Genomic DNA, 22,181 nt, shown 5'->3' with positions numbered 1-22,181 from the left:
TTATCGAATGCGATATGTTTAGGTTAGGTGCTTCTCGGCAATTGTATGTTAATTCAACAGTCGCATTGATAAGGATTTCAACTATGATTGCAGGGCAAGGAGGAGGTAAAAAAATACCCCCCGTATAATAGGAGGGTACTTTTATCATAATAGTAAATTAACTAATACTATTACAGCAGGAAATCATCCAGTGATTTACCTTCGTCTTCAATGGCTTTCTTAATCACTGCTGGAGTACGGCCTTGGCCTGTCCAGGTTTTAGTTTCGCCATTCTCGTCTACATACTTATATTTAGCTGGGCGTGCAGCACGCTTAGCTTTAGTTGTAGCTTTAGTTGCACTCATAGTTTGCAGCAGTTCATTTGGATCAATACCGTCTGCAATAAGCATTTCACGGTATTGGCTCAATTTACGTGTGCGTTCTTCAATTTCAGCTTGTACTTGAGAATCTTCTTCGCGGCGTTCGTTAACGACCACTTCAAGCTTCTCCAGCATTTCTTCTAAAGTTTCAAGAGTGCATTCACGCGCTTGTGCACGCAGAGTACGGATGTTGTTAAGAATCTTTAACGCTTCGCTCATTGTCCTGGTCTCAAATTATAATTGGTGGGGGGGCGTCTGGATAATAATAGAGTGCTATTTTAATTTCTGCAATAGCCAATTTGATTAGCATCCTCGAATTTACGTATTTTATTAGCGAAAAGTTGCTGCTTGCTACTAATAAGCGATGGCGGTTTGTTATTCTCCGTAGTGTTTTTAACGTAAAAGTTCATTTTGCTCGCTAATGACCCTACGCGAAAACATGATTTTCTCACTAAGTTATAAGTTTGCTTTATATCAATAAAGCAAAAATAGACGACTTATCGTGCTAGCGTGTGCAATAACTGATCATGCAAAAAGTGCGATATTGATATAGCTGCGATGAAAGGTTGAGTAAGGTAAAAAAAGCATGCTGTATTGGATTTATCAGGTTCTCACAATATTTGTTATCACTATTTTACCAATTAACCATGGTAATACATTACTTGTATCATTAATGAACCAATCGCGGTACATCCTATCCAACCCTATTGCTATCCCACGCACCTAATCTGGTTAATGTTCAAGCAGTATACGTTCGCTGTATCAATATTGTGAGATTGGTCATGTAATGTACCTAATAATAGCAAGGTGCTTCAAATGAAAGTGTCGGCAGCTACATTAACGCTACCATTACTTAATATAGAAAACAGTAATATAGAGAAGTAGTCTGCTCCTCGTAAAGTCTGAATTTATGATAAACTTGGTACTCGTTGTCATTGTGACCATTTATTATACCACTGGAGTTACGGGCCCATGGCTCAACTTTATTTTTATTACTCTGCGATGAATGCAGGGAAATCCACCGCGCTGTTGCAGTCTTCTTATAACTACCAAGAGCGGGGCATGCGTACCTTGGTGTTTACAGCAGAGATAGATAATCGCTTTGGTGTCGGGACTGTCAGTTCGCGTATTGGCCTGTCCTCGCAGGCACTGCTTTATAATAGTGGAACTTCACTATTATCCATTATTGCCACTGAGCATCAGGAAAAGCCCGTTCATTGTATTTTGCTAGATGAATGCCAATTTTTGACCAAAGAGCAAGTTCAGCAATTGTGTCAGGTGGTGGATGAACTGCATATCCCGGTATTGTGTTACGGTTTGCGTACCGATTTTCTCGGTGAACTATTTCCCGGTAGCAAATACTTGTTGTCGTGGGCTGACAAATTGGTTGAACTGAAAACAATTTGTCATTGTGGCCGCAAAGCAAACATGGTGCTGCGGTTAGACGAACAGGGCAGAGCTGTGCATGACGGCGAACAAGTCGTTATTGGTGGCAACGAAAGCTACGTTTCTGTTTGTCGCCGCCATTATAAAGAGGCGATTAAAGCGGCTTCTCTCCAAAATCCTTCCTAGATACTCATTGTCCACCAAGGATGCCTCACGGGATTTCTTATTGAAGCTGTGGGGTAACTAACCTTTTGCTGAGTTTACGTCATATGAAGCCATACAGCTTTATCCATCGTATTTATGCGGGGTGAAAAGCCTTGGTTTAACGCTATATCCTGGACTGGGTCATTATTTTAGTTTTATCGCCACATTTTCTACAATCTTACAAAATTAATAAAAGACACGATGTTGATCCTAATGTCTCCTTAATCCATAGTCGATTCGGGGGATGACGTTATAACGCATTAGCTTGGGTATAGCAGGGGTTGGTGGCGATGTGGCAAGCCGTATTGAGATTAGTCAGGGGATTAGATGCGTGGTCCGTAGGAACGGACTATGGCGATTTGAGCGGTTATATACCAAATGTTTTTAAGTGTGCTTATAAAAAGAAACCCCCAACAGCAATGGCAATTGGGGGCTATATCTTCTGTTGTGTAACCCCCAGCTATAAATGGGGGTTACACATTAAGATTACTATTATTTCTTGGCTTTCTTTTCAGCTTTTGGTGCCGGAGCTGCTGTAACAGCAACTTCTTCACGGTCAAGTTCTTCGCTAAATTCGCGGCCGTAATAAGTATCCATCAAAATCTGTTTCAACTCAGAGATCAGCGGGTAACGTGGGTTAGCACCGGTACACTGGTCATCAAATGCATCTTCAGACAGTTTGTCTACTTTAGCTAAGAAATCAGCTTCTTGAACGCCAGCTTCACGAATTGATGCTGGGATACCCAACTCTGCTTTGATTTCATCTAACCAAGTCAGCAGTTTCTGAATTTTCTGTGCAGTACGGTCGCCCGGAGCACTCAGACCCAGATGATCTGCAACTTCAGCATAACGACGGCGCGCTTGTGGGCGGTCATATTGGCTGAAAGCAGTCTGCTTAGTTGGGTTGTCATTCGCGTTATAGCGAATAACGTTAGAAATCAACATGGCGTTGGCTAAGCCATGCGGGATATGGAACTCAGAACCCAGTTTATGGGCCATTGAGTGGCAGACACCCAAGAAGGCGTTAGCAAAAGCGATACCCGCGATGGTTGCGGCATTATGCACACGCTCACGAGCCACTGGGTTTTTAGCACCTTCATTGTAGCTGGCTGGCAGGAATTCTTTCAGCAGTTTCAGCGCTTGCAGAGCCTGGCCGTCAGAATATTCATTCGCCAATACAGAAACATAAGCTTCCAGAGCATGAGTTACTGCGTCCAGACCACCGAAGGCACATAAAGACTTAGGCATATTCATAACCAGGTTGGCATCAACGATTGCCATGTCTGGAGTCAATGCGTAGTCAGCCAATGGATATTTCTGGCCTGTGGCATCGTCGGTAACTACCGCAAATGGCGTCACTTCTGAACCGGTACCTGATGTGGTGGTTACCGCGATCATTTTCGCTTTCACACCCATTTTCGGGAACTTGTAAATACGTTTACGGATATCCATAAAGCGTAATGCCAATTCTTCGAAGTGGGTTTCAGGGTGCTCGTACATGACCCACATAATTTTGGCAGCATCCATCGGTGAACCACCACCCAGCGCAATGATCACGTCTGGTTTGAAGGAGTTCATCTGCTCGGCACCTTTGCGCACGATGCTCAGGGTAGGGTCCGCTTCTACTTCGAAGAAGACTTCAGTCTCGATACCGTGAGATTTCAGCACGCTGGTGATTTGATCGGCATAACCGTTGTTGAACAGATAGCGGTCAGTCACGATGAAGGCACGTTTTGCACCGTCAGTTGCCACTTCTTCCAGCGCGATAGGCAGAGAGCCACGACGGAAGTAAATAGATTTCGGTAGTTTATGCCACAACATGTTTTCTGCTCGCTTAGCCACAGTTTTCTTGTTGATCAAGTGTTTCGGCCCAACGTTTTCAGAGATGGAGTTACCACCCCATGAACCACAACCTAGCGTCAGAGATGGCGCCACTTTGAAGTTGTACAGGTCACCGATACCACCATGAGAGGCAGGGGTGTTGATTAGAATTCGGGCGGTTTTCATTTTATCGCCGAAATACTTAACGCGTGCAGGTTGGTTATCCTGGTCGGTATACAGGCAAGATGTATGGCCGATACCCCCCATTTCTACCAGTTTTTCCGCTTTATCAACTGCGTCTTCAAAACTCTTCGCACGATACATCGCTAAAGTAGGCGACAGTTTTTCGTGAGCAAATGGTTCTGACTCGTCAACAACCTTAACTTCACCGATAAGAATTTTGGTGTTGCTAGGAACTTTAATGCCAGCCATTTCAGCAATTTTAGTTGCTGGCTGACCAACGATAGCGGCGTTCAAACCGCCATTTTTCAGGATGATATCCTGAACTGCTTTCAGCTCTTTACCTTGTAACAGGTAGCCACCATGGGAATAGAAGCGCTCGCGAACTGCGTCGTAAGCTGAATCAACCACGATGATAGATTGTTCAGAGGCACAAATCACACCATTATCAAAGGTTTTTGACATCAAGATAGATGCAACAACACGTTTAATATCAGCGGTTTCGTCAACCACAACAGGAGTGTTACCCGCACCAACACCGATAGCCGGTTTACCTGAGCTGTAAGCTGCTTTAACCATGCCTGGGCCACCGGTTGCCAGAATCAGGTTAATGTCAGGGTGGTGCATCAGTTGGTTAGACAGCTCAACTGTCGGCGCATCAATCCAGCCAATAATATCTGCTGGCGCACCTGCGGCAATAGCGGCTTGAAGCACGATATCTGCAGCTTTATTGGTTGCGTCTTTAGCACGTGGATGTGGAGAGAATACGATACCGTTACGCGTTTTAAGGCTAATTAATGCCTTGAAGATAGCGGTAGAAGTCGGGTTAGTTGTTGGTACGATACCGCAGATTAAACCAATAGGTTCAGCGATAGTAATTGTACCGAAGGTTTTATCTTCTTCTAAAATGCCACAAGTTTTTTCATCTTTGTAGGCATTGTAGATGTATTCAGAAGCAAAGTGATTCTTGATCACTTTATCTTCAACAATACCCATACCTGATTCCTCTACCGCCAGTTTGGCCAGGGGAATACGGGCATCCGCTGCAGCCAGAGCTGCGGCACGGAAGATTTTATCAACCTGCTCTTGAGTAAAGTTGGCATACTCGCGCTGGGCTTTCTTGACGCGTGCTACTAGCTCGTTAAGTTCAGCGACATTCGTTACAGCCATAATGCTCTCCTGATAATGTTAAACTCTTTTAGTAAATGAGCTGTTGAAGCAACTAGTATAGTCAGGCTCTAGTATGCCGTAAGGTCAAATAGAGCTAGTTTTATAGCTTACTTTGCCATTTTTTACCGCTGATTTACTGAAAGAGCTTTTGTTCCACTAAGAATAAGATGAGGGGGAAAATATCATTTTCAACCTTTATACTCTGTTTCTTAGTGAACTTACTCTCTACCACTGCTCAGAGCTTAACTATTCTTAGGTATGTTTTTCGTGATTTAAATCACAAAATCGGCAAGCTGACACCATTCAGCAATTATTTGTTGAGAGTAATTATCATTAACATGAATAAATTGATAATTCATGACGTTAAAGCTTCATTAACACCACAGGGCATTAACAAGAGTTATCATTTTAGACGGTAAAAATTTACCTTGTATAAATGCTGTTTTATTACATAGATTCCTATGACTAATTCCATTACATTAGCGCGCACATCTGTAGAAGAGCGCCCTAAGGGTGATTTTTAGTGAAAAGAACTGTGGTCAGAGGCTTGAATAATGCAGGTGCCATTCTGCATGGTAGCGACATTATTTTTGTCGCGAATTTTCCAGGCACGGGCCATAAGGTGTGTTGTCTTGGGGCATTAAATTATAATGGCCTGTTATCTGTGACGTTTTTATCAGCTATTGCGCGGAGTGATGTGTGAGTCAATCATTGTTGGACCTTTCAGGTTACATCAAGTTTTTTGTTGGCTTATTTGCACTGGTAAACCCGGTAGGTATATTGCCGGTATTTATCAGTATGACCAGCTATCAGGCAGCGGCTGGGCGGGATAAAACTAACCTGACAGCTAACCTGTCAGTGGCGATTATCTTGTGGATATCCTTGTTCTTGGGGGATGCCATTCTGAAAATTTTTGGTATTTCCATCGACTCATTCCGTATTGCCGGTGGGATTCTGGTCGTTAGCATTGCGATGTCGATGATCAGCGGCAAACTCGGTGAGGATAAGCAGAACAAGCAGGAAAAAACCGAAACGGCGGTCCGTGAAAGTATCGGTGTTGTGCCACTCGCATTGCCACTGATGGCAGGGCCAGGTGCCATCAGTTCAACCATTGTTTGGAGTTCCCGCTATCACAGCTGGCAGAATTTGTTAGGCTTGACGGTGGCTGTGGCCTTGTTTGCGTTCTGTTGCTGGTTGCTATTCCGGGCGGCTCCGCTGCTGGTTCGGCTGTTAGGGCAAACCGGTATAAACGTTATAACGCGTATTATGGGGTTATTGCTGATGGCATTAGGCATCGAGTTTATTGTCACTGGTATCAAAGCGATTTTCCCCGGATTACTTTAATCTATCCCCATATCCCACGGTATGTAGGTCACCGGTATTATTACGGGTGACCTTTGCTGTTTTTCAGCCTGATATTTAAATATCTAAGCATTAATTTAGTGCAGAATATGTATGTAATTTAATCTATTGCACTTAAATGCTGCAATAATGCTATCTCTATAAAGATAATTTGGCTTAAGGCTTATTTACTCATCTTTAATAAATCATTCAGTGACCCTCAGAGTAAACTAAATACGCTATTTGTTGTTAAAATGCTCACATCATTCTGTAGGGCTTGTGCGGAATTTATCTAGGTGTTATTAGTGATTACGCTGTAATCAGTAGGTGTTTATTCTGGCATTAGTGCTAATGTTAACTTTATGTTTCTAGAACGGCTTTTTTGACATTTTTTTGCCGTGAATTTAAATTTTAAATGATTTTTTTTGAGTTAAATCATAGAGATGATAATTTATTAGGCGGCTAATTAAGATAGGTAATATCGTTAGTTACTCTATAGAAAAGAGAATTGCTTAACATTTCTGTAAAATTTATTGGCGTCAGATTTCGGGTTCTGTTAGTTTTCGGACAACTTCCCGACAAGAGATTTCTTGTTTTTTAATGAAACTAAACCGAATTTTGATTTTTGGAATAGTTATTGCTAGTCGTTGTGGGCAGCAGATTGACGTAAACCTTGAGAAAAACATCACACAATCTCGTAAAAGGGCGGTTTGAAATGCAAATAAAGTTTAAGCAACCACCACTGGCAATAATTGGCGCTATTCTGGGTTTGTCATTTTCGGCGGTATCAATGGCGGCGGTAGTTCCGGCCAGTGTGGCATTAGCGATAGATCAGAGTATTACCATTAATAATGGTTCCGAGGTTGCCTCATTAGATCCACATAAGGTTGAAGGCATTCCTGAAACCAATATTATTCTGAATTTATTAGAAGGTCTGGTGAGCAATGATGCTAATGGGCATATAATTCCGGCAGTTGCCACGCGCTGGGATAATGACGGTTATAAAGTCTGGACCTTCCATTTGCGAGATAACGCGGTGTGGAGTGATGGAACTCCGGTCACTGCTCAGGATTTTGTCTATAGTTGGCAGCGTTTGGCTAGCCCTAAAGTGGGTTCACCTTATGCCAGTTATTTGCAGTATGCCCAAATTGAGAATGTTGACGAGGTATTGAAAGGGACCAAAAAACCGGATGAATTAGGTGTTAAGGCATTAGATAGCAAAACCTTGCAAGTGACGCTAACGGAGCCGGTTCCTTATTTTATCAGCATGTTATCTCACACCTCGATGAAGCCGGTTAAGCGTGAGGCTGTTGAAAAGTATGGTGATAAATGGACTCTACCACAAAATTTTATCGGTAATGGCGCTTTTCAGTTAAAAGAATGGGTGGTTAATGAGCGGATTGTGCTGGCGCGTAGCCCGACTTACTGGAATAACAACGAAACGGTCATCAATAAGGCCACTTTTTTACCGATAACGTCAGAAGTCAGTGATATTAATCGCTATCGCAGCGGTGAAATCGATATGACTAACAGTGCCATTCCCCCAAATTTATTTGCCAAAATGAAAAAGGATCTGCCATCGCAGGTTCATATCAGCCCATACCTCTGTACTTTCTATTACGAAATTAATAATAAAAAAGCACCATTCACTGACGTCAGAGTGAGAACGGCAATTAAATTAACGCTGGATCGCGACATTATTGCGACTAAAATTATGGGGCAAGGGCAGATCCCTGCCTATGGCTTTACCCCGACATTTACGGCGGGGGGGAATTTCGCATTGCCAGAATGGGCCAACTGGACTCAAGAACAACGCAATGCAGAGGCGAAAAGAGTGCTTGCCGAGGCCGGTTTCAATGCCCAAAATCCATTAAAGTTTACGTTGCTTTATAACACCTCAGATCAAAATAAGCAGCAGGCGATTGCCGCTGCCTCTATGTGGCAGAAAAACCTGGGTGCCACCGTTACCTTGCAGAATCAAGAATGGAAAACCTCTCTAGAAAGTCGCCATCAAGGGCAATTTGATGTTGCCAGGGCGACATGGTGTGGTGACTACAATGAGCCGACCGCTTTTCTGAATATGCTGCTATCGGATAGCAGCAATAATACTTTCTTCTATAAAAATCCAGCATTCGATGCGCTGTTGGCTAAAACGCTAACGACCTCGAGTGTCGAGGCGCGCGCTGCTTTATATCAACAGGCAGAGAACTTATTGGATAAAGATTCTGCAATGGTGCCGGTCTATTATCGAGTCAGTGTTCGACTTATTCGGCCGACTGTCGGCGGATTTACCGGTAAAGACCCACAAGATTTAGTCGATTTAAAAAATCTTTATATGCGTAAGTTGTAGTAAAAATTAAGTAATAAAAGTTTATCGCAGCAAAACAGACTTATATGTCAATTGTTCACAAGCGAAAATCGTGGTGGCATGACAGCAAATAAGAGACAGACAAGGTAATAGGGATGTATAGCACAGTACCGATTTTAGTCTGATGCTAATACATATAGGGCATTACATGGCCGGGTTCGTTCCCCGCGCAATGTGATTTAAAGATACCTTTTAAAGGTGAAGCTTGCTCAGTCTCTGAGCGACGCAATAATAAAATCTGGAGTAGATATCAGCATGACCAACATCACAAAGAAAACTTTCCTGGCCGCAGGTATCGCTGCTGCTATGGGTATGATGGCTGTGGGAACTGCCTTTGCCGCCAATGTGCCGGCAGGTGTACAACTGGCCGAGAAACAGGTTTTAGTTCGCAATAATGGTTCCGAACCTCAGTCACTGGATCCGCATAAAATTGAAGGTGTGCCTGAATCCAATATTTCGCGCGATTTATTGGAAGGGTTGGTTATTAACGATCCAAACGGCAAGATTCTGCCTGGTGTCGCTGAAAGTTGGGATAACAAAGACTTTAAAGTTTGGACTTTCCATCTGCGTAAAGATGCTAAATGGTCAAATGGTGACCCTGTAACAGCACATGATTTCGTTTATAGCTGGCAACGTCTGGCGGACCCTAAAACAGTTTCTCCGTATGCGAGTTATGTACAATATGCCCATATCGCGAATATCGACGATATTATTACCGGCAAAAAATCACCTGATACCTTGGGTGTAAAAGCGTTAGATGACCATACTTTGGAAGTCACGTTGACCGAACCTGTTCCTTATTTAGATAAACTGTTAGCTCATCCATCCATGTCCCCAGTTAATAAAACTGTGGTTGAGAAGTTTGGTGAGAAGTGGACTCAGCCACAGAATTTTGTCGGTAATGGTGCCTATAAGTTAAAAGATTGGACCGTTAACGAACGTATTGTGTTAGAACGCAGCCCAACCTATTGGGATAATGCGAAAACAGTTATCAATCAGGTTACTTACCTGCCAATCTCTTCTGAAGTGACTGATGTTAACCGCTACCGCAGCGGCGAGATCGACATGACCTATAACAACATGCCGATTGAATTATTCCAGAAACTGAAAAAAGAGATCCCACAAGAAGTTCATGTTGACCCGTATCTGTGTACCTATTATTACGAAATCAATAACCAAAAAGCGCCATTCACCGATGCACGCGTTCGTGAAGCACTGAAACTGGGTATGGATCGCGATATCATCGTGAACAAAGTGAAAAACCAAGGTGATTTACCTGCCTATGGCTTTACGCCTCCGTACACCAGCGGTGCAGAATTGACCCCACCAGAATGGTTTGGCTGGACCCAGGAAAAACGTAATGAAGTGGCTAAGAAGTTGCTGGCTGAAGCTGGCTACACACAAGATAAACCACTGAAATTTAACCTGTTGTATAACACCTCTGATCTACACAAGAAATTGGCTATTGCGGCAGCATCTATTTGGAAGAAAAATCTGGGGGTTGACGTTAAGCTGGAAAATCAGGAATGGAAAACCTTCCTTGATACCCGCCATCAAGGCACTTTCGATGTCGCGCGTGCTGGTTGGTGTGCTGACTATAACGAACCGTCGTCATTCCTGAACATGATGCTATCTGACAGCAGCAATAACACGGTGCATTATAAGAGCCCAGCCTTTGATAAGTTGATCCAAGATACGCTGAAAGTAAAATCTGAAAAAGAGCGTGCCGGTTTGTATCAACAAGCTGAGGTATTGCTGGATAAAGATTCTGCTATTGTGCCGTTGTTCTACTATGTGAATGCCCGCTTAGTGAAACCTTATGTCGGTGGATATACCGGTAAAGACCCACTGGATAATATGCACGTTAAAGATCTTTATATTATCAAGCACTAATATATTAAGGGCAGCCGCTGAATTAGCGTGCTGCCCTTATTGCGTTGATAATATAAAGTCGCAGTAAGAGGCTAAAGGTACAGGCAATGTTAAAATTTATTCTACGCCGCTGTCTGGAAGCGATTCCGACACTTTTTATTTTGATAACCATTTCATTTTTTATGATGCGTCTCGCCCCGGGGAGTCCGTTTACTGGCGAGCGTAATCTTCCTCCTGAAGTCATGGCCAATATTGAGGCAAAATATCACCTCAACGACCCAGTTTATAAACAGTATTTCAACTATTTGGGTCAACTTGCACATGGCGATCTTGGGCCTTCGTTTAAATATAAAGATTACACTGTGAACGATCTGGTGTCTGCATCGTTTCCCGTCTCTGCGAAGCTTGGTTTTGCAGCATTTTTACTCGCAGTAGTATTAGGGGTTAGTGCTGGGGTCATTGCGGCACTTAATCAAAATACCAAATGGGATTATACGGTAATGGGCTTTGCCATGACTGGGGTGGTCATCCCGAGTTTTGTGGTCGCCCCCTTATTGGTGTTGGTTTTTGCCATTATATTGAAATGGTTACCGGGTGGTGGTTGGAATGGCGGAGCGCCGAAGTTTATCATTTTGCCGATGGTCGCGCTGTCGTTGGCTTATATCGCCAGCATTGCGCGTATTACCCGAGGCTCAATGATTGAGGTTCTTCACTCTAACTTTATCCGTACGGCGCGGGCGAAGGGATTACCACTGCGGACCATCGTATTACGCCATGCATTAAAACCGGCGTTGTTGCCTGTTTTATCCTATATGGGGCCTGCGTTTGTAGGGATTATCACCGGTTCGATGGTTATTGAAACCATCTTTGGTTTGCCGGGCATTGGTCAGTTGTTTGTCAACGGAGCGTTAAACCGCGATTACTCTTTGGTGCTGAGTTTGACCATTTTAGTCGGCGCTTTGACTATTTTATTCAATGCGATTGTTGACGTGCTGTATGCCGTTATCGATCCTAAAATCCGTTACTAGCACTGGAGCACGCCAATTATGTTGAGCAATAAAAATAGCGAAGCTCTGGAAGTTTTCAGTGAAAAACTGGAAGTTGAAGGGCGCAGCCTTTGGCAGGATGCCCGCCGTCGTTTTGTTCATAACCGCGCGGCGATCACCAGTTTGGTGATCCTAATGTTAATTACCCTATTTGTTATTTTGGCGCCGATGTTAGCGCAGTTTACTTATTCGGACACGGACTGGGGCATGATGTCAGCCGCCCCGAATATTGAGTCCGGGCACTACTTTGGTACTGACTCTTCTGGTCGGGATCTGTTGGTTCGTGTTGCTATTGGTGGTCGGATCTCATTGATGGTGGGGGTGGCTGCGGCGTTGGTTGCTGTGGTTGTCGGCACCTTGTATGGCTCTTTATCGGGCTATCTCGGCGGGAAAGTCGATTCACTGATGATGCGCCTGTTGGAGATTCTTAACTCATTCCCCTTCATGTTCTTCGTTATTCTGTTAGTGACCTTCTTTGGCCAGAATATTCTATTGATATTTGTGGCGATTGGCATGGTGTCCTGGCTGGATATGGCGCGTATTGTCCGTGGACAAACATTAAGTTTGAAACGGAAAGAGTTTATTGAGGCCGCATTGGTGGGCGGTGTTTCCACACGTAATATCGTATTGCGCCATATCGTTCCGAACGTGTTGGGTGTGGTGGTGGTGTACGCTTCTTTACTGGTTCCCAGTATGATTTTGTTTGAATCTTTCCTGAGTTTCCTTGGCTTAGGCACTCAAGAACCCTTGAGTAGTTGGGGCGCATTGCTAAGTGATGGCGCCAACTCCATGGAAGTGTCGCCATGGTTGCTGATGTTCCCTGCCGGTTTTCTGGTAGTGACCTTGTTCTGTTTCAACTTTATCGGCGATGGCTTGCGTGATGCCCTCGATCCGAAAGATCGCTGAGGAGTAGCACTATGACGACTATTGATAATCGGTCTGCTGTTCAGCAATCGGCATTGTTGGAAAAAAATAGATTGTTGGAACAAAATAGACAGTTGGAACAAAATATCCTGCTGGATGTAAAAGATTTAACCGTGACTTTTGGTACGCCAGATGGTGATGTAACGGCAGTTAACGCCCTTAATTTTGATCTGCGTGCGGGTGAAACATTAGGCATTGTAGGTGAGTCTGGCTCAGGGAAATCGCAAACAGCTTTTGCTTTGATGGGGTTGCTGGCCAGTAATGGCCGGATAGGGGGGTCAGCAAAGTTTAATGGCCGCGAAATCTTAAATCTGCCGGAAAAACAGTTAAACCGTTTGCGGGCTGAGGAAATCTCGATGATATTCCAAGACCCAATGACCTCGTTGAATCCTTATATGCGTGTTGGTGAGCAGCTAATGGAAGTGCTGCAACTGCATAAAAAGATGAGTAAAAGCGAAGCATTTGAAGAGTCAATTCGCATGCTTGATGCGGTAAAAATGCCAGAAGCACGTAAGCGCATGCGCATGTATCCCCATGAGTTCTCTGGTGGTATGCGTCAGCGGGTAATGATTGCAATGGCGCTGTTGTGCCGCCCTAAATTGTTGATTGCCGATGAGCCAACAACGGCACTTGATGTCACCGTTCAAGCACAAATCATGACGTTGCTGAATGAGCTAAAGCATGAATTCAATACCGCGATTATCATGATCACCCATGACCTTGGCGTCGTTGCCGGAATCTGCAATAAAGTTCTGGTGATGTATGCAGGGCGGACGATGGAGTATGGTCAGGCCCGCGATGTGTTTTATCACCCAAGTCACCCTTATTCTATTGGTCTACTGAATGCGGTTCCTCGTCTTGATGCTGAAGGCGAATCTCTCATGACGATACCGGGTAATCCGCCGAATTTATTGCGCTTGCCGAAAGGTTGCCCATTCCAACCGCGTTGCCAATATGCCATGGATCGCTGTGGCGTGGCCCCGCCATTGGAGCATTTTGGTGATGGCCGTTTACGTGCCTGTTATAAGCCAGTAGGGGAACTAGTATGAATGCCATGACTGAGAAGAAAGTATTGCTAGAAGTGGCTGATCTAAAAGTCCATTTTGATATTCAGGATGGCAAACAATGGTTCTGGCAGCCATCAAAAACACTAAAAGCCGTTGATGGCGTAACATTGCGCTTGTATGAAGGCGAAACCTTAGGTGTGGTTGGCGAATCTGGCTGTGGCAAATCAACATTCGCCCGTGCCATTATTGGTTTGGTGAAAGCGACCAGTGGCAGTGTTTCATGGTTAGGTAAAGATTTGCTGAGCCTGAGTGATGCACAATGGCGCGCGACCCGTAGTGATATTCAGATGATATTCCAGGATCCACTGGCTTCATTAAACCCGCGTATGACCATCGGTGAAATCATCGCTGAGCCGCTGCGAACTTATCATCCCAAAATGTCGCGTCAAGAAATCAAAGATAAAGTTAAAGCAATGATGCTTAAGGTCGGCTTGTTGCCTAACTTAATCAACCGATATCCCCATGAATTTTCGGGGGGGCAGTGTCAACGTATTGGTATTGCTCGTGCATTGATTCTTGAACCGAAGCTGGTTATCTGTGATGAACCGGTCTCTGCTCTTGATGTGTCAATTCAGGCGCAAGTGGTGAACCTGTTGCAGCAATTACAGCGCGAAATGGGCTTGTCACTAATATTCATCGCCCATGATTTAGCTGTGGTGAAGCATATTTCTGATCGGGTGCTGGTGATGTATTTAGGCCACGCAGTGGAGCTTGGGACCTACGATGAGGTTTATCATAATCCACAACATCCCTATACCAAGGCGCTCATGTCGGCGGTACCTATCCCTGATCCTGACAAAGAAAGGGCGAAAGTAATTCAGCTACTGGAGGGGGAACTGCCCTCACCGATTAATCCGCCATCAGGCTGTGTATTTCGCACTCGTTGTCCGATTGCCGGGCCGGAGTGTGCGAAAACCCGCCCACTGTTAGAGGGCAGCTTCCGCCACGCGGTATCTTGTCTGAAAGTCGATCCGCTATAACATTCTGATAGTGATTGTCCAAAAGCAAAACCCCCGTCAGAGAAATGACGGGGGTTGTTATGATTACGGTATTAGCAGCCATGGGGGAAGGGACGTGTAACGATCACTCTTTCCACAAAATATGGCAAAGTTTATGGTCTTTTTCGCGGCACAGAAGAACTCGCGCAAATACATCATTAATCTCTTCACCATCACTATCAGCAAGGCCAATAACAACTTCGGCGAAAAAATCAGGGTTTAAATCAAAATCGACATGTTCTTGCCAATCTTCGGCTGGATCAAATAACTCCGCACCGCCACGCTCTTCAAACTGAAGGTTAAACAATAAAATATCTGCCGGATCGAGATTGTCCCCCGCCAGCTCCAGAAAGATATCGTAAGCCTGCTCCAGTGTTTCATCTTCAGTCAGGCGGTTATTGAGATCCATTAAGCTTGGCTCTTGTCTATTCTGGTCCATTTGCCGATTCCCATTTGTTATTTGCAGATTGCGCTCATTAAAACATTCTCTATGCCGCTTTTACAATTATTATGCTATCTGAAGTCAATAACTCAGAGAATCTACAATAGGTTTACCACCAGCCGCCTCAGTTATTACAGTAACGGGCTGAAAAAGTAGAATAATCGTTCAGTAACGCGATGCCAGAGAGGGCGTTTATTCCACAATTCACCATCTAACAGTACCGAGCGGGCAATGTAGTCGTCCTGAACTTGCGCCAAATCTGCACCAAAACCATCATCATCAATGACCAGCGTGATTTCAAAGTTCAACCATAAGCTGCGCATATCCAGATTGACCGTGCCAACCAAACTTAGTTGACCGTCGACCAGCACACTTTTGCTGTGCAATAGGCCACCTTCAAACTGATAAACTTTAACGCCCGCTTCCAACAATTCAGAGAAGAATGCCCGGCTAGCCCAACGGACCATCATCGAGTCGTTGTCTCGAGGAACAATAATGCTGACATCAACACCACGTTGTGCTGCGGTACAGATGGCATGCAGCAGGTCATCGCTAGGCACGAAATACGGCGTCGTCATGATTAACTGCTCACGGGCTGCATACACCGCCATTAATAATGCCTGATGAATCATCTCCTCAGGGAATCCAGGGCCAGAGGCGATAACCTGAATGGTATGACCGCTCTCTTCTTCAAATGGCATGATATTAGTATCAGGCGGCGGGGGCAGAATACGTTTGCCGGTTTCAATCTCCCAGTCGCAGGCATATACGATACCTATGGTGGTGGCCACCGGGCCTTCCATCCGTGCCATCATATCGATCCATTGACCTACGCCAGCATCTTGCTTGAAAAACCGAGGATCAACCATATTCATGCTACCGGTATAAGCAACATAATTATCAATCAACACAATTTTACGGTGTTGACGCAAATCCATTCGGCGCAGAAAGACCCGGAACACATTGACTTTGAGTGCTTCGACCACCTCAATCCCAGCATTGCGCATCATCGCCGGATAGGGGGTGCGAAAGAATTGTTGGCTACCGGCGGAGTCCAGCATTAATCGGCAATGAACACCTCGGCGCGCTGCCGCCATTAACGATTCGGCAACTTGATCAACCAAGCCACCAGGCTGCCAGATATAGAACACCATCTCGATATTGTGACGGGCCAGTTCAATGTCACGTACCAGTGCTTTTAATGTGTCATCGGTGGTGGTCAATAACTGTAATTGATTACCTTTAACGCCGCTGATGCCTTGGCGGCGTTCACATAACTGGAATAATGGGGTAGCGACTTCGCTATTTGAAGTGGCAAAAATGTGTTGGCAGTCTTTCAGTTCACTTAACCAGCGAGCAGTGGATGGCCACATCGCTTTTGCTCGCTCAGCACGGCGTTTGCCGAGATGAAGTTCACCAAATGAGAGATACGCAATTATCCCAACTAACGGCAGAATATAAATAACCAGCAGCCATGCCATCGCCGAAGGAACGGCTCTGCGTTTCATCAGAATACGCAATGTTACCCCGGCAATAAGCAACCAATAGCCAAAAACCGAGAGCCAACTGATTACGGTATAAAATGTTGTCATAAGGGCGGAAGTCCTGTTCACAAACGGTCACTAAAGAGTGTACGCACAGTATTGCAAAGGCGAAACCTTTAATCAGATATATTACTGGATAAAATCTTTTAAGCTAAAGGACTTGCAACGGGTAATTAAATATTTAACGGGATTTTTTTGATTTTTCCACGCTGAGCTAAATAAGCTATTTGGACTAAACCCGCGATTTCGCCGTGCAGCGGCTTGGCTCACAAGATGAAAGGTTTATAATAGCCCAGTTCTCAGCTTTGGAAGAATTGTTTCATGAGACGGAGTAAGAATGAAGTGGGCCGTTGGCGTATGCTGCGGCAAAATCAGCGCCGAAGAAATCGCTGGCTTGAAGGTCAATCACGGCGCTATCGCCATATCTATTGTGTCAGGCAGCTCCACGAGCATCAGCATCGTCGGGCGCTATTGTTCACTGTGGCTTATGAATGGTAGTCCGCTGTGGTAGTAATAAAAACAGTCTCTTTATGAGGCTGTTTTTGTTTTAATCATAGTAAACACTGAGCTTTTATTAACTTCTCACCACAAAATATCTCATATTATACTGGCCGGAACTGGGCTGTTGCAGATGAATTTGTCAATAATTTGTTGCTGGCGTTAAATTCTGGAATGATATTTTCTACTTTAAATAGTGTTTTTCTTCGCAGAAAAATCACTCCTATCCTAAATTATCAAAATGCGATAATTCTGATGTTACTACTAATAATAAAAGGTGCAGAATAGTCATTTATAAGTTTATTTCACATCAGAATGACATCGCGCTACCCTATATATTAGGTCGCTTCGTTCTAATCATTCAGTTTCAGGGGTGTTACTGTTTGGTTGTTCGAAGCGACCATTCTCCTATGAAATAAATGATTATGAAATAATAACATTGATAATCATCACGATTAAATAATACTTTCTTATCTATCAATGGGTTGATCAGAGTGGTTGCTACTTTTGGCAATCTCTTATATCGTTTTTAGTGATCAATAATAAAAAATTGATCAATTTTATCAATTGATCAATACTGCTGTTCTAATCAAATAAAAGGGTTTTACTGTGGATAGCAGGCTAAACATTGCAGTTGATTGCACTTTTATCTGTGAACCAGTTTACTGGCAGAATGGTAAGTTATTTGCTGTGGAGTTATTGAGTCGGTTCACAACGGCTTCTTTTAAATCGCCTATTTATACTGAGCGCTTCCTTCATCAACTTAATGCTCAAATGAAGGCTAAGCTGCTGTTTGACCAATTATGTGCGGTAAAATCACAGCAGAAATGGTTTATTGACCAACAAATAATACTCTCAATTAATATAGATTTTGATATGGCTCAAACGGTGCTGTATGACGAAGACGTCATATCATTATTAGCTATGATGCCCTTTATCCGGCTAGAAATAATGGAGAGTTTTCCCAATCTCAGTGATGGGCCGAAGAACACACTATTAAGTAAGCTGGCTGAACGATATTCATTATGGTTGGACGATTTTGGTAGCGGTAATGCTCACCTGGCGGCCGTTGCCAGTGGGTTCTTTGAATGTGTCAAAATTGATAAGCACTTTTACTGGCAATGGGGGGGAAGTGCCACGTTCGATAACCTGCTGACACGACTTCGTGAGCACTGCCAGTGCGTGATAGTTGAGGGGGTAGAAACTCATCAACAGCTTACTCAGTTATCTGACCTCGGGGTGGATGCCATGCAAGGTTATCTATTTAGTTCATTTCCGTTGATTGAGGTGGAGAAGTTGTCGCTAGAATAAAGCTAAATTTTTCCGATAGGACATCAACTTAGGGTACTTTTTGTAGTGGATATCACAGTTATATCTGGCTGATGAGTGGATGATAGAGTCCCTATTTCGGTAAAGGCTATAGTTCATGTCTCAATATAAATTAGCTAAAACAGTATTCTTCGGGGATTTAAAAGTTAGCACCGCACTTTATAAGTACGAGATTTATTGTGAAGAATCTGAGCTGGTATACCATGCTGCTATTTATTCTGAGCAAGTCATTGCTGCTGGCAAACACACTTATCCGGTTTGGGTAAGAAAAGACCATATGATTTTAAAAGCACCGGCGCATATGCTGGATAAAGCCGTTGAGGCATGCGAAGAGCATTGGCTGAAGCACTACAAAGCTTAAGGCGGCGTTAACGTCTTTGTTCTGGCTGGTAGTATAAAATCAAATACGCCTGTATTCAGGCGTATGATTAAGTTGACTATTGTTTACCACCACAGCGCAAAACAATCTGCGTGGTTAATCAAATAACTCTGAGAGGAAACTTTTCTTTTTGTAGTGTTTAGGTTTTGCATATCCGTGATTATCGCGTTCACGTTCTCTGGTGTCAGAGTATGGCGCTGATGTTGATGTCGGTGTGCTTTCAGCCGATTTTTCAATGATTTTATCCAGTTCTCCGCGATCCAGCCATACACCACGGCAGTTAGGGCAATAATCGATCTCAATGCTCTTACGTTCAGACATCACCAGTTGGGTATCTTTGCATACTGGACACTGCATAGTCTTCATCTCCGCATTTAACAAAATGACTCAACGTCACGATAGAAAAATCGATATCTGATTAGACAATGATTCTCAGTAATTATAAGTAAAGATAATTAAATACATGTAATCGCCGGACGAGATGGCTACATGCAACCGATTTTGTCTATGGTTGGATAGATGTCAGACATCTGTAGTGATTCAGAATACCCGTTTATAGGGTTTTACAATAACCGACTGATACACACCAGCCGCGCTATAAGGGTCTTGTTCCGCCCAGTGTTCAGCCTCTTGTTGCGAGGCAAATTCGGCGATAACAGTCGATCCAGTAAATCCGGCAGCACCAGGGTCTGCGCTATCAATGGCTGGGTTCGGGCCTGCTGTCAGTAGGCGGCCTTGATCCTGCAATACTTGCAGGCGGGCCAGATGTGCAGGGCGAACGGATAAGCGTTTATCAAGTGAATCAGGAACATCCGTTGCAAAGATTATATAAAGCATGTTTCACCTTTAAAATTATCATACCCCTCATACTGCAAGCTGCATCTGCGTTGGCAGCCTTCCTGCAACTCGAATTATGTAGGGTATATACCTCAATATGATGATTTGTATTCGTTGCGCCATAACACCATGTTCTATCCATAAATTCAATAAGGTGCAGAAAGGGCGACATCTAAAATTCTCAGATGAATACACCGGTAGTTAATAATGAAATAAAATGATAACTAAGCGTAATGAGAAAGTATTATTTGGTTGATATTGCCGTTTAAAGCATCATTTAAGGCTGTTGAGGAAGATTGTTTGCGCTTGCTTATTGAATATGATTGCTATTTGCATTTACACTTAGCTGCATTAGAGGACATTGAATTATTATGCAGCTAAATAAATTTTTCCTGGGTCGACGGCTTACATGGCCAATCGTATTTTCAGTTGGTTTACATGGCAGCGTAGTTGCGGCATTACTGTACGTTTCTGTCGAGCAAATGAAGGTACAACCTGAAATAGAGGATGCACCGCTGGCCGTTACGATGGTCAATATAGCCACCTTTGCCGCACCACAACCAGCGGCGGCGGAGCCACAGGCCGAACCGGAACCCGTTGAAGAAACACCGCCAGAGCCTGAGGTGTTGCCAGAACCTGTTCCTGTACCGATTCCTGAACCGGTGAAGCCGAAACCAAAGCCCAAGCCTAAACCGGTGAAAAAAGAAGTTAAAAAGCCGGTAGTGAAAAAGACCGAAGCACCACCGGATGACAAGCCGTTCAAATCTGATGAGCCAGCACTGGTTGCCAATAATGCGCCGGTAAAAGCCGCGCCGAAAGCGTCAGTTCCGGGGGCATCAACCACTGCTGGGCCAAGAGCCTTGAGTAAGGCGAAGCCAACTTATCCGGCAAGGGCACTGGCTTTGGGGGTCGAAGGGCAGGTTAAGGTCCAATACGATATTGACGAAAATGGTCGTGTCACTAATGTGCGCGTTTTGGAAGCGACGCCGCGTAATACCTTTGAGCGTGAGGTGAAGCAAGTGATGCGTAAATGGCGATTTGAAGCGGTTGCGGCTAAAGATTATGTCACCACCATTGTGTTCAAGATCGGCGGCAATATGGAAATGAACTAAGGTTATTATGGTGTTACTCAGTCTGCTATTGAGTAATCAGCAAATATCATAATAAGAAAAGGGTCGCTGTTATACAGGGCGACCCTTTTTTTTGCGTCAGGACAAGCTCGGCCAACGATTATTGCGTTGCGCCAACCTCGAAATTCCCTCTGCCGTTAGGTAGCGCACGGGCTTTACCGGCATCATCCACCGCTACATAGGTAAATACCGCTTCAGTGGCACGATAGCGCTGCCCGATTGGCTCAGAAGAGACCTTTTTCACCCACACTTCAATATTGATGGTAATTGAGCTACGGCCGGTTTTAATACAGCGGGCATAGCAACAAACCACATCGCCCACAGCGACTGGCTTGAGGAAGGTCATCCCATCCACCCGAACAGTGACAACTCGCCCTTGAGCTATCTCTTTGGCCTGAATGGCTCCGCCAATATCCATTTGTGACATTAACCAACCGCCAAATATATCACCATTAGCATTAGTGTCTGCGGGCATTGCAAGGGTACGAAGTACCAATTCACCATTAGGTAATGATTGCTCACCGCGAGGTGATAATTGTTCCTGAGTCATCTCTGCCTACTTCTAAAAGTAAATCTATTCACCTGGAATGGCTCACTGAAATTTCAATAAGCGCAAATATACCAACGTCATTGAGGCCGCAGGGCGATGCCTGTTTGCAGTCTCAATGACGTTGGGAGCTATTATTTAAGATTATGACTTTTTCTGTTCTTCCGGCATATGTCGGTAAATATAAACGCCACTGATCAATGTGAATATCAGGGTGAGTGCGGTTAAACCAAAGACTTTAAAGTTTACCCAAATATCTTGCGGTAACCAGAATGCGACATAAATGTTCAGCAGGCCACAAGCCAGGAAGAACAGCGCCCATGACATATTCAGTGTTGACCATACCGCATCTGGTAGCGTTAGCTCTTTACCCAGCATGCGCTGAATCAATGGTTTTTTCATAACCCATTGGCTTATTAACAAAGCAACAGCGAACAGTGCATATAACACCGTCACTTTCCATTTAATGAATAAGTCGCTGTGGAATGTGAGCGTCAAGGTCCCGAATACCAGCACCATAACAGCGGTAACTAATGTCATCTTTTCTACTTTACGGTACTTAACCCAGGTAAAGGCTAACGCGAGTAGTGTCGCGACAATCAGCGCCCCTGAGGCGACAAAAATGTCATACATCTTGTAGAAAACGAAAAATACGACCAGTGGGAGAAAATCTAAAAGTTGCTTCATGAATCAATCCATCATTTGTACACAGCCCGACTATACCGGATTCAGTGGTGTG

General features: G+C 44.2%; 20 protein-coding genes. 12 read left to right on the top strand and 8 right to left on the bottom strand.

Annotation, left to right across the window (positions count from 1 at the left end; all coding sequences use genetic code 11):
- Positions 1-170: 170 nt before the first annotated feature.
- Positions 171-578, bottom strand: coding sequence for a histone-like nucleoid-structuring protein H-NS (hns, locus tag V1956_RS13895; RefSeq protein ID WP_083158951.1), 408 nt, complete (start codon positions 576-578; stop codon positions 171-173).
- 753 nt (positions 579-1,331) lie between these two features.
- Between hns and V1956_RS13890 the strand changes: the two genes are divergently transcribed.
- Entirely contained in the window at positions 1,332-1,931 is a 600-nt protein-coding gene (locus V1956_RS13890) for a thymidine kinase (RefSeq protein WP_372558957.1), read from the top strand.
- A 510-nt stretch (positions 1,932-2,441) separates the two neighbouring features.
- On the opposite strand, the gene adhE is transcribed toward V1956_RS13890, so the two are convergent.
- Complete coding sequence (gene adhE, locus V1956_RS13885) at positions 2,442-5,120, bottom strand: bifunctional acetaldehyde-CoA/alcohol dehydrogenase (RefSeq protein ID WP_442825237.1); 2,679 nt, start codon at positions 5,118-5,120, stop codon at positions 2,442-2,444.
- A gap of 699 nt (positions 5,121-5,819) precedes the next feature.
- Between adhE and V1956_RS13880 the strand changes: the two genes are divergently transcribed.
- From V1956_RS13880 to oppF, 7 genes are all read left to right on the top strand, one after another.
- Positions 5,820-6,464, top strand: coding sequence for a YchE family NAAT transporter (locus V1956_RS13880; protein ID WP_050101351.1), 645 nt, complete (start codon positions 5,820-5,822; stop codon positions 6,462-6,464).
- A gap of 712 nt (positions 6,465-7,176) precedes the next feature.
- A complete protein-coding gene (locus V1956_RS13875; protein WP_442825236.1) occupies positions 7,177-8,811 on the top strand; it encodes an ABC transporter substrate-binding protein in 1,635 nt (544 codons plus the stop codon).
- Positions 8,812-9,084: 273 nt separating this feature from the next.
- Entirely contained in the window at positions 9,085-10,722 is a 1,638-nt protein-coding gene (gene oppA, locus V1956_RS13870) for an oligopeptide ABC transporter substrate-binding protein OppA (protein ID WP_372558960.1), read from the top strand.
- Between the two features lie 86 nt (positions 10,723-10,808).
- Positions 10,809-11,729 (top strand): oligopeptide ABC transporter permease OppB, encoded by a 921-nt coding sequence (gene oppB, locus V1956_RS13865; protein WP_083158944.1) that lies wholly within the window; start codon positions 10,809-10,811, stop codon positions 11,727-11,729.
- Positions 11,730-11,744: 15 nt separating this feature from the next.
- The gene (gene oppC / locus V1956_RS13860) at positions 11,745-12,653 is read left to right on the top strand and encodes an oligopeptide ABC transporter permease OppC (RefSeq protein ID WP_083158943.1); all 909 of its coding nucleotides are present in this window, start codon (positions 11,745-11,747) and stop codon (positions 12,651-12,653) included.
- Positions 12,654-12,664: 11 nt separating this feature from the next.
- Entirely contained in the window at positions 12,665-13,720 is a 1,056-nt protein-coding gene (locus tag V1956_RS13855) for an ABC transporter ATP-binding protein (protein ID WP_372558961.1), read from the top strand.
- The gene (gene oppF, locus V1956_RS13850) at positions 13,717-14,718 is read left to right on the top strand and encodes a murein tripeptide/oligopeptide ABC transporter ATP binding protein OppF (RefSeq protein WP_372558962.1); all 1,002 of its coding nucleotides are present in this window, start codon (positions 13,717-13,719) and stop codon (positions 14,716-14,718) included. The genes V1956_RS13855 and oppF overlap by 4 nt, the downstream gene beginning before the upstream one ends.
- A gap of 103 nt (positions 14,719-14,821) precedes the next feature.
- Here oppF and V1956_RS13845 read toward each other — a convergent pair whose 3' ends face one another.
- Together V1956_RS13845 and cls are read right to left on the bottom strand one after the other, a co-directional pair.
- Positions 14,822-15,145, bottom strand: coding sequence for an HI1450 family dsDNA-mimic protein (locus tag V1956_RS13845; protein WP_032819973.1), 324 nt, complete (start codon positions 15,143-15,145; stop codon positions 14,822-14,824).
- A 164-nt stretch (positions 15,146-15,309) separates the two neighbouring features.
- Positions 15,310-16,770, bottom strand: a complete 1,461-nt coding sequence (gene cls, locus V1956_RS13840; protein WP_083158940.1) for a cardiolipin synthase — start codon at positions 16,768-16,770, stop codon at positions 15,310-15,312.
- A gap of 273 nt (positions 16,771-17,043) precedes the next feature.
- On the opposite strand from cls, the gene V1956_RS13835 reads away from it, so the two are divergent.
- The 3 genes from V1956_RS13835 to V1956_RS13825 all read left to right on the top strand — a co-directional run bounded on the left by V1956_RS13835 (position 17,044) and on the right by V1956_RS13825 (position 18,910).
- Positions 17,044-17,220: a YciY family protein gene (locus tag V1956_RS13835; RefSeq protein ID WP_071843552.1), complete on the top strand. Its 177-nt coding sequence runs from the start codon at positions 17,044-17,046 to the stop codon at positions 17,218-17,220.
- Between the two features lie 609 nt (positions 17,221-17,829).
- Positions 17,830-18,531 carry an EAL domain-containing protein gene (locus V1956_RS13830; RefSeq protein ID WP_083158939.1) on the top strand — a complete coding sequence of 234 codons (702 nt, stop codon included), beginning with the start codon at positions 17,830-17,832 and terminating at the stop codon, positions 18,529-18,531.
- Between the two features lie 115 nt (positions 18,532-18,646).
- The gene (locus V1956_RS13825) at positions 18,647-18,910 is read left to right on the top strand and encodes a hypothetical protein (RefSeq protein WP_083158938.1); all 264 of its coding nucleotides are present in this window, start codon (positions 18,647-18,649) and stop codon (positions 18,908-18,910) included.
- A 114-nt stretch (positions 18,911-19,024) separates the two neighbouring features.
- Here V1956_RS13825 and V1956_RS13820 read toward each other — a convergent pair whose 3' ends face one another.
- Together V1956_RS13820 and V1956_RS13815 are read right to left on the bottom strand one after the other, a co-directional pair.
- A complete protein-coding gene (locus tag V1956_RS13820; RefSeq protein ID WP_083158937.1) occupies positions 19,025-19,285 on the bottom strand; it encodes a TFIIB-type zinc ribbon-containing protein in 261 nt (86 codons plus the stop codon).
- Between the two features lie 183 nt (positions 19,286-19,468).
- Positions 19,469-19,765: a YciI family protein gene (locus V1956_RS13815; protein ID WP_083158936.1), complete on the bottom strand. Its 297-nt coding sequence runs from the start codon at positions 19,763-19,765 to the stop codon at positions 19,469-19,471.
- Between the two features lie 371 nt (positions 19,766-20,136).
- Between V1956_RS13815 and tonB the strand changes: the two genes are divergently transcribed.
- Complete coding sequence (tonB, locus tag V1956_RS13810) at positions 20,137-20,877, top strand: TonB system transport protein TonB (protein ID WP_372569143.1); 741 nt, start codon at positions 20,137-20,139, stop codon at positions 20,875-20,877.
- A gap of 118 nt (positions 20,878-20,995) precedes the next feature.
- Here the strand turns inward: tonB and yciA are convergent, their stop codons facing one another.
- On the bottom strand, positions 20,996-21,445 hold the full coding sequence (gene yciA / locus V1956_RS13805) for an acyl-CoA thioester hydrolase YciA (RefSeq protein WP_050110472.1): 450 nt from the start codon (positions 21,443-21,445) through the stop codon (positions 20,996-20,998).
- A gap of 141 nt (positions 21,446-21,586) precedes the next feature.
- Entirely contained in the window at positions 21,587-22,129 is a 543-nt protein-coding gene (locus V1956_RS13800; protein WP_083158934.1) for a septation protein A, read from the bottom strand.
- Positions 22,130-22,181: the final 52 nt, after the last annotated feature.

This window comes from Yersinia sp. 2540 StPb PI (assembly GCF_052217165.1).
GTDB classification, from domain to species: domain Bacteria; phylum Pseudomonadota; class Gammaproteobacteria; order Enterobacterales; family Enterobacteriaceae; genus Yersinia; species Yersinia enterocolitica_E.
Note: the sequence above shows the minus strand (reverse complement) of the source record. Positions and strands in the feature narration are given on the sequence as shown.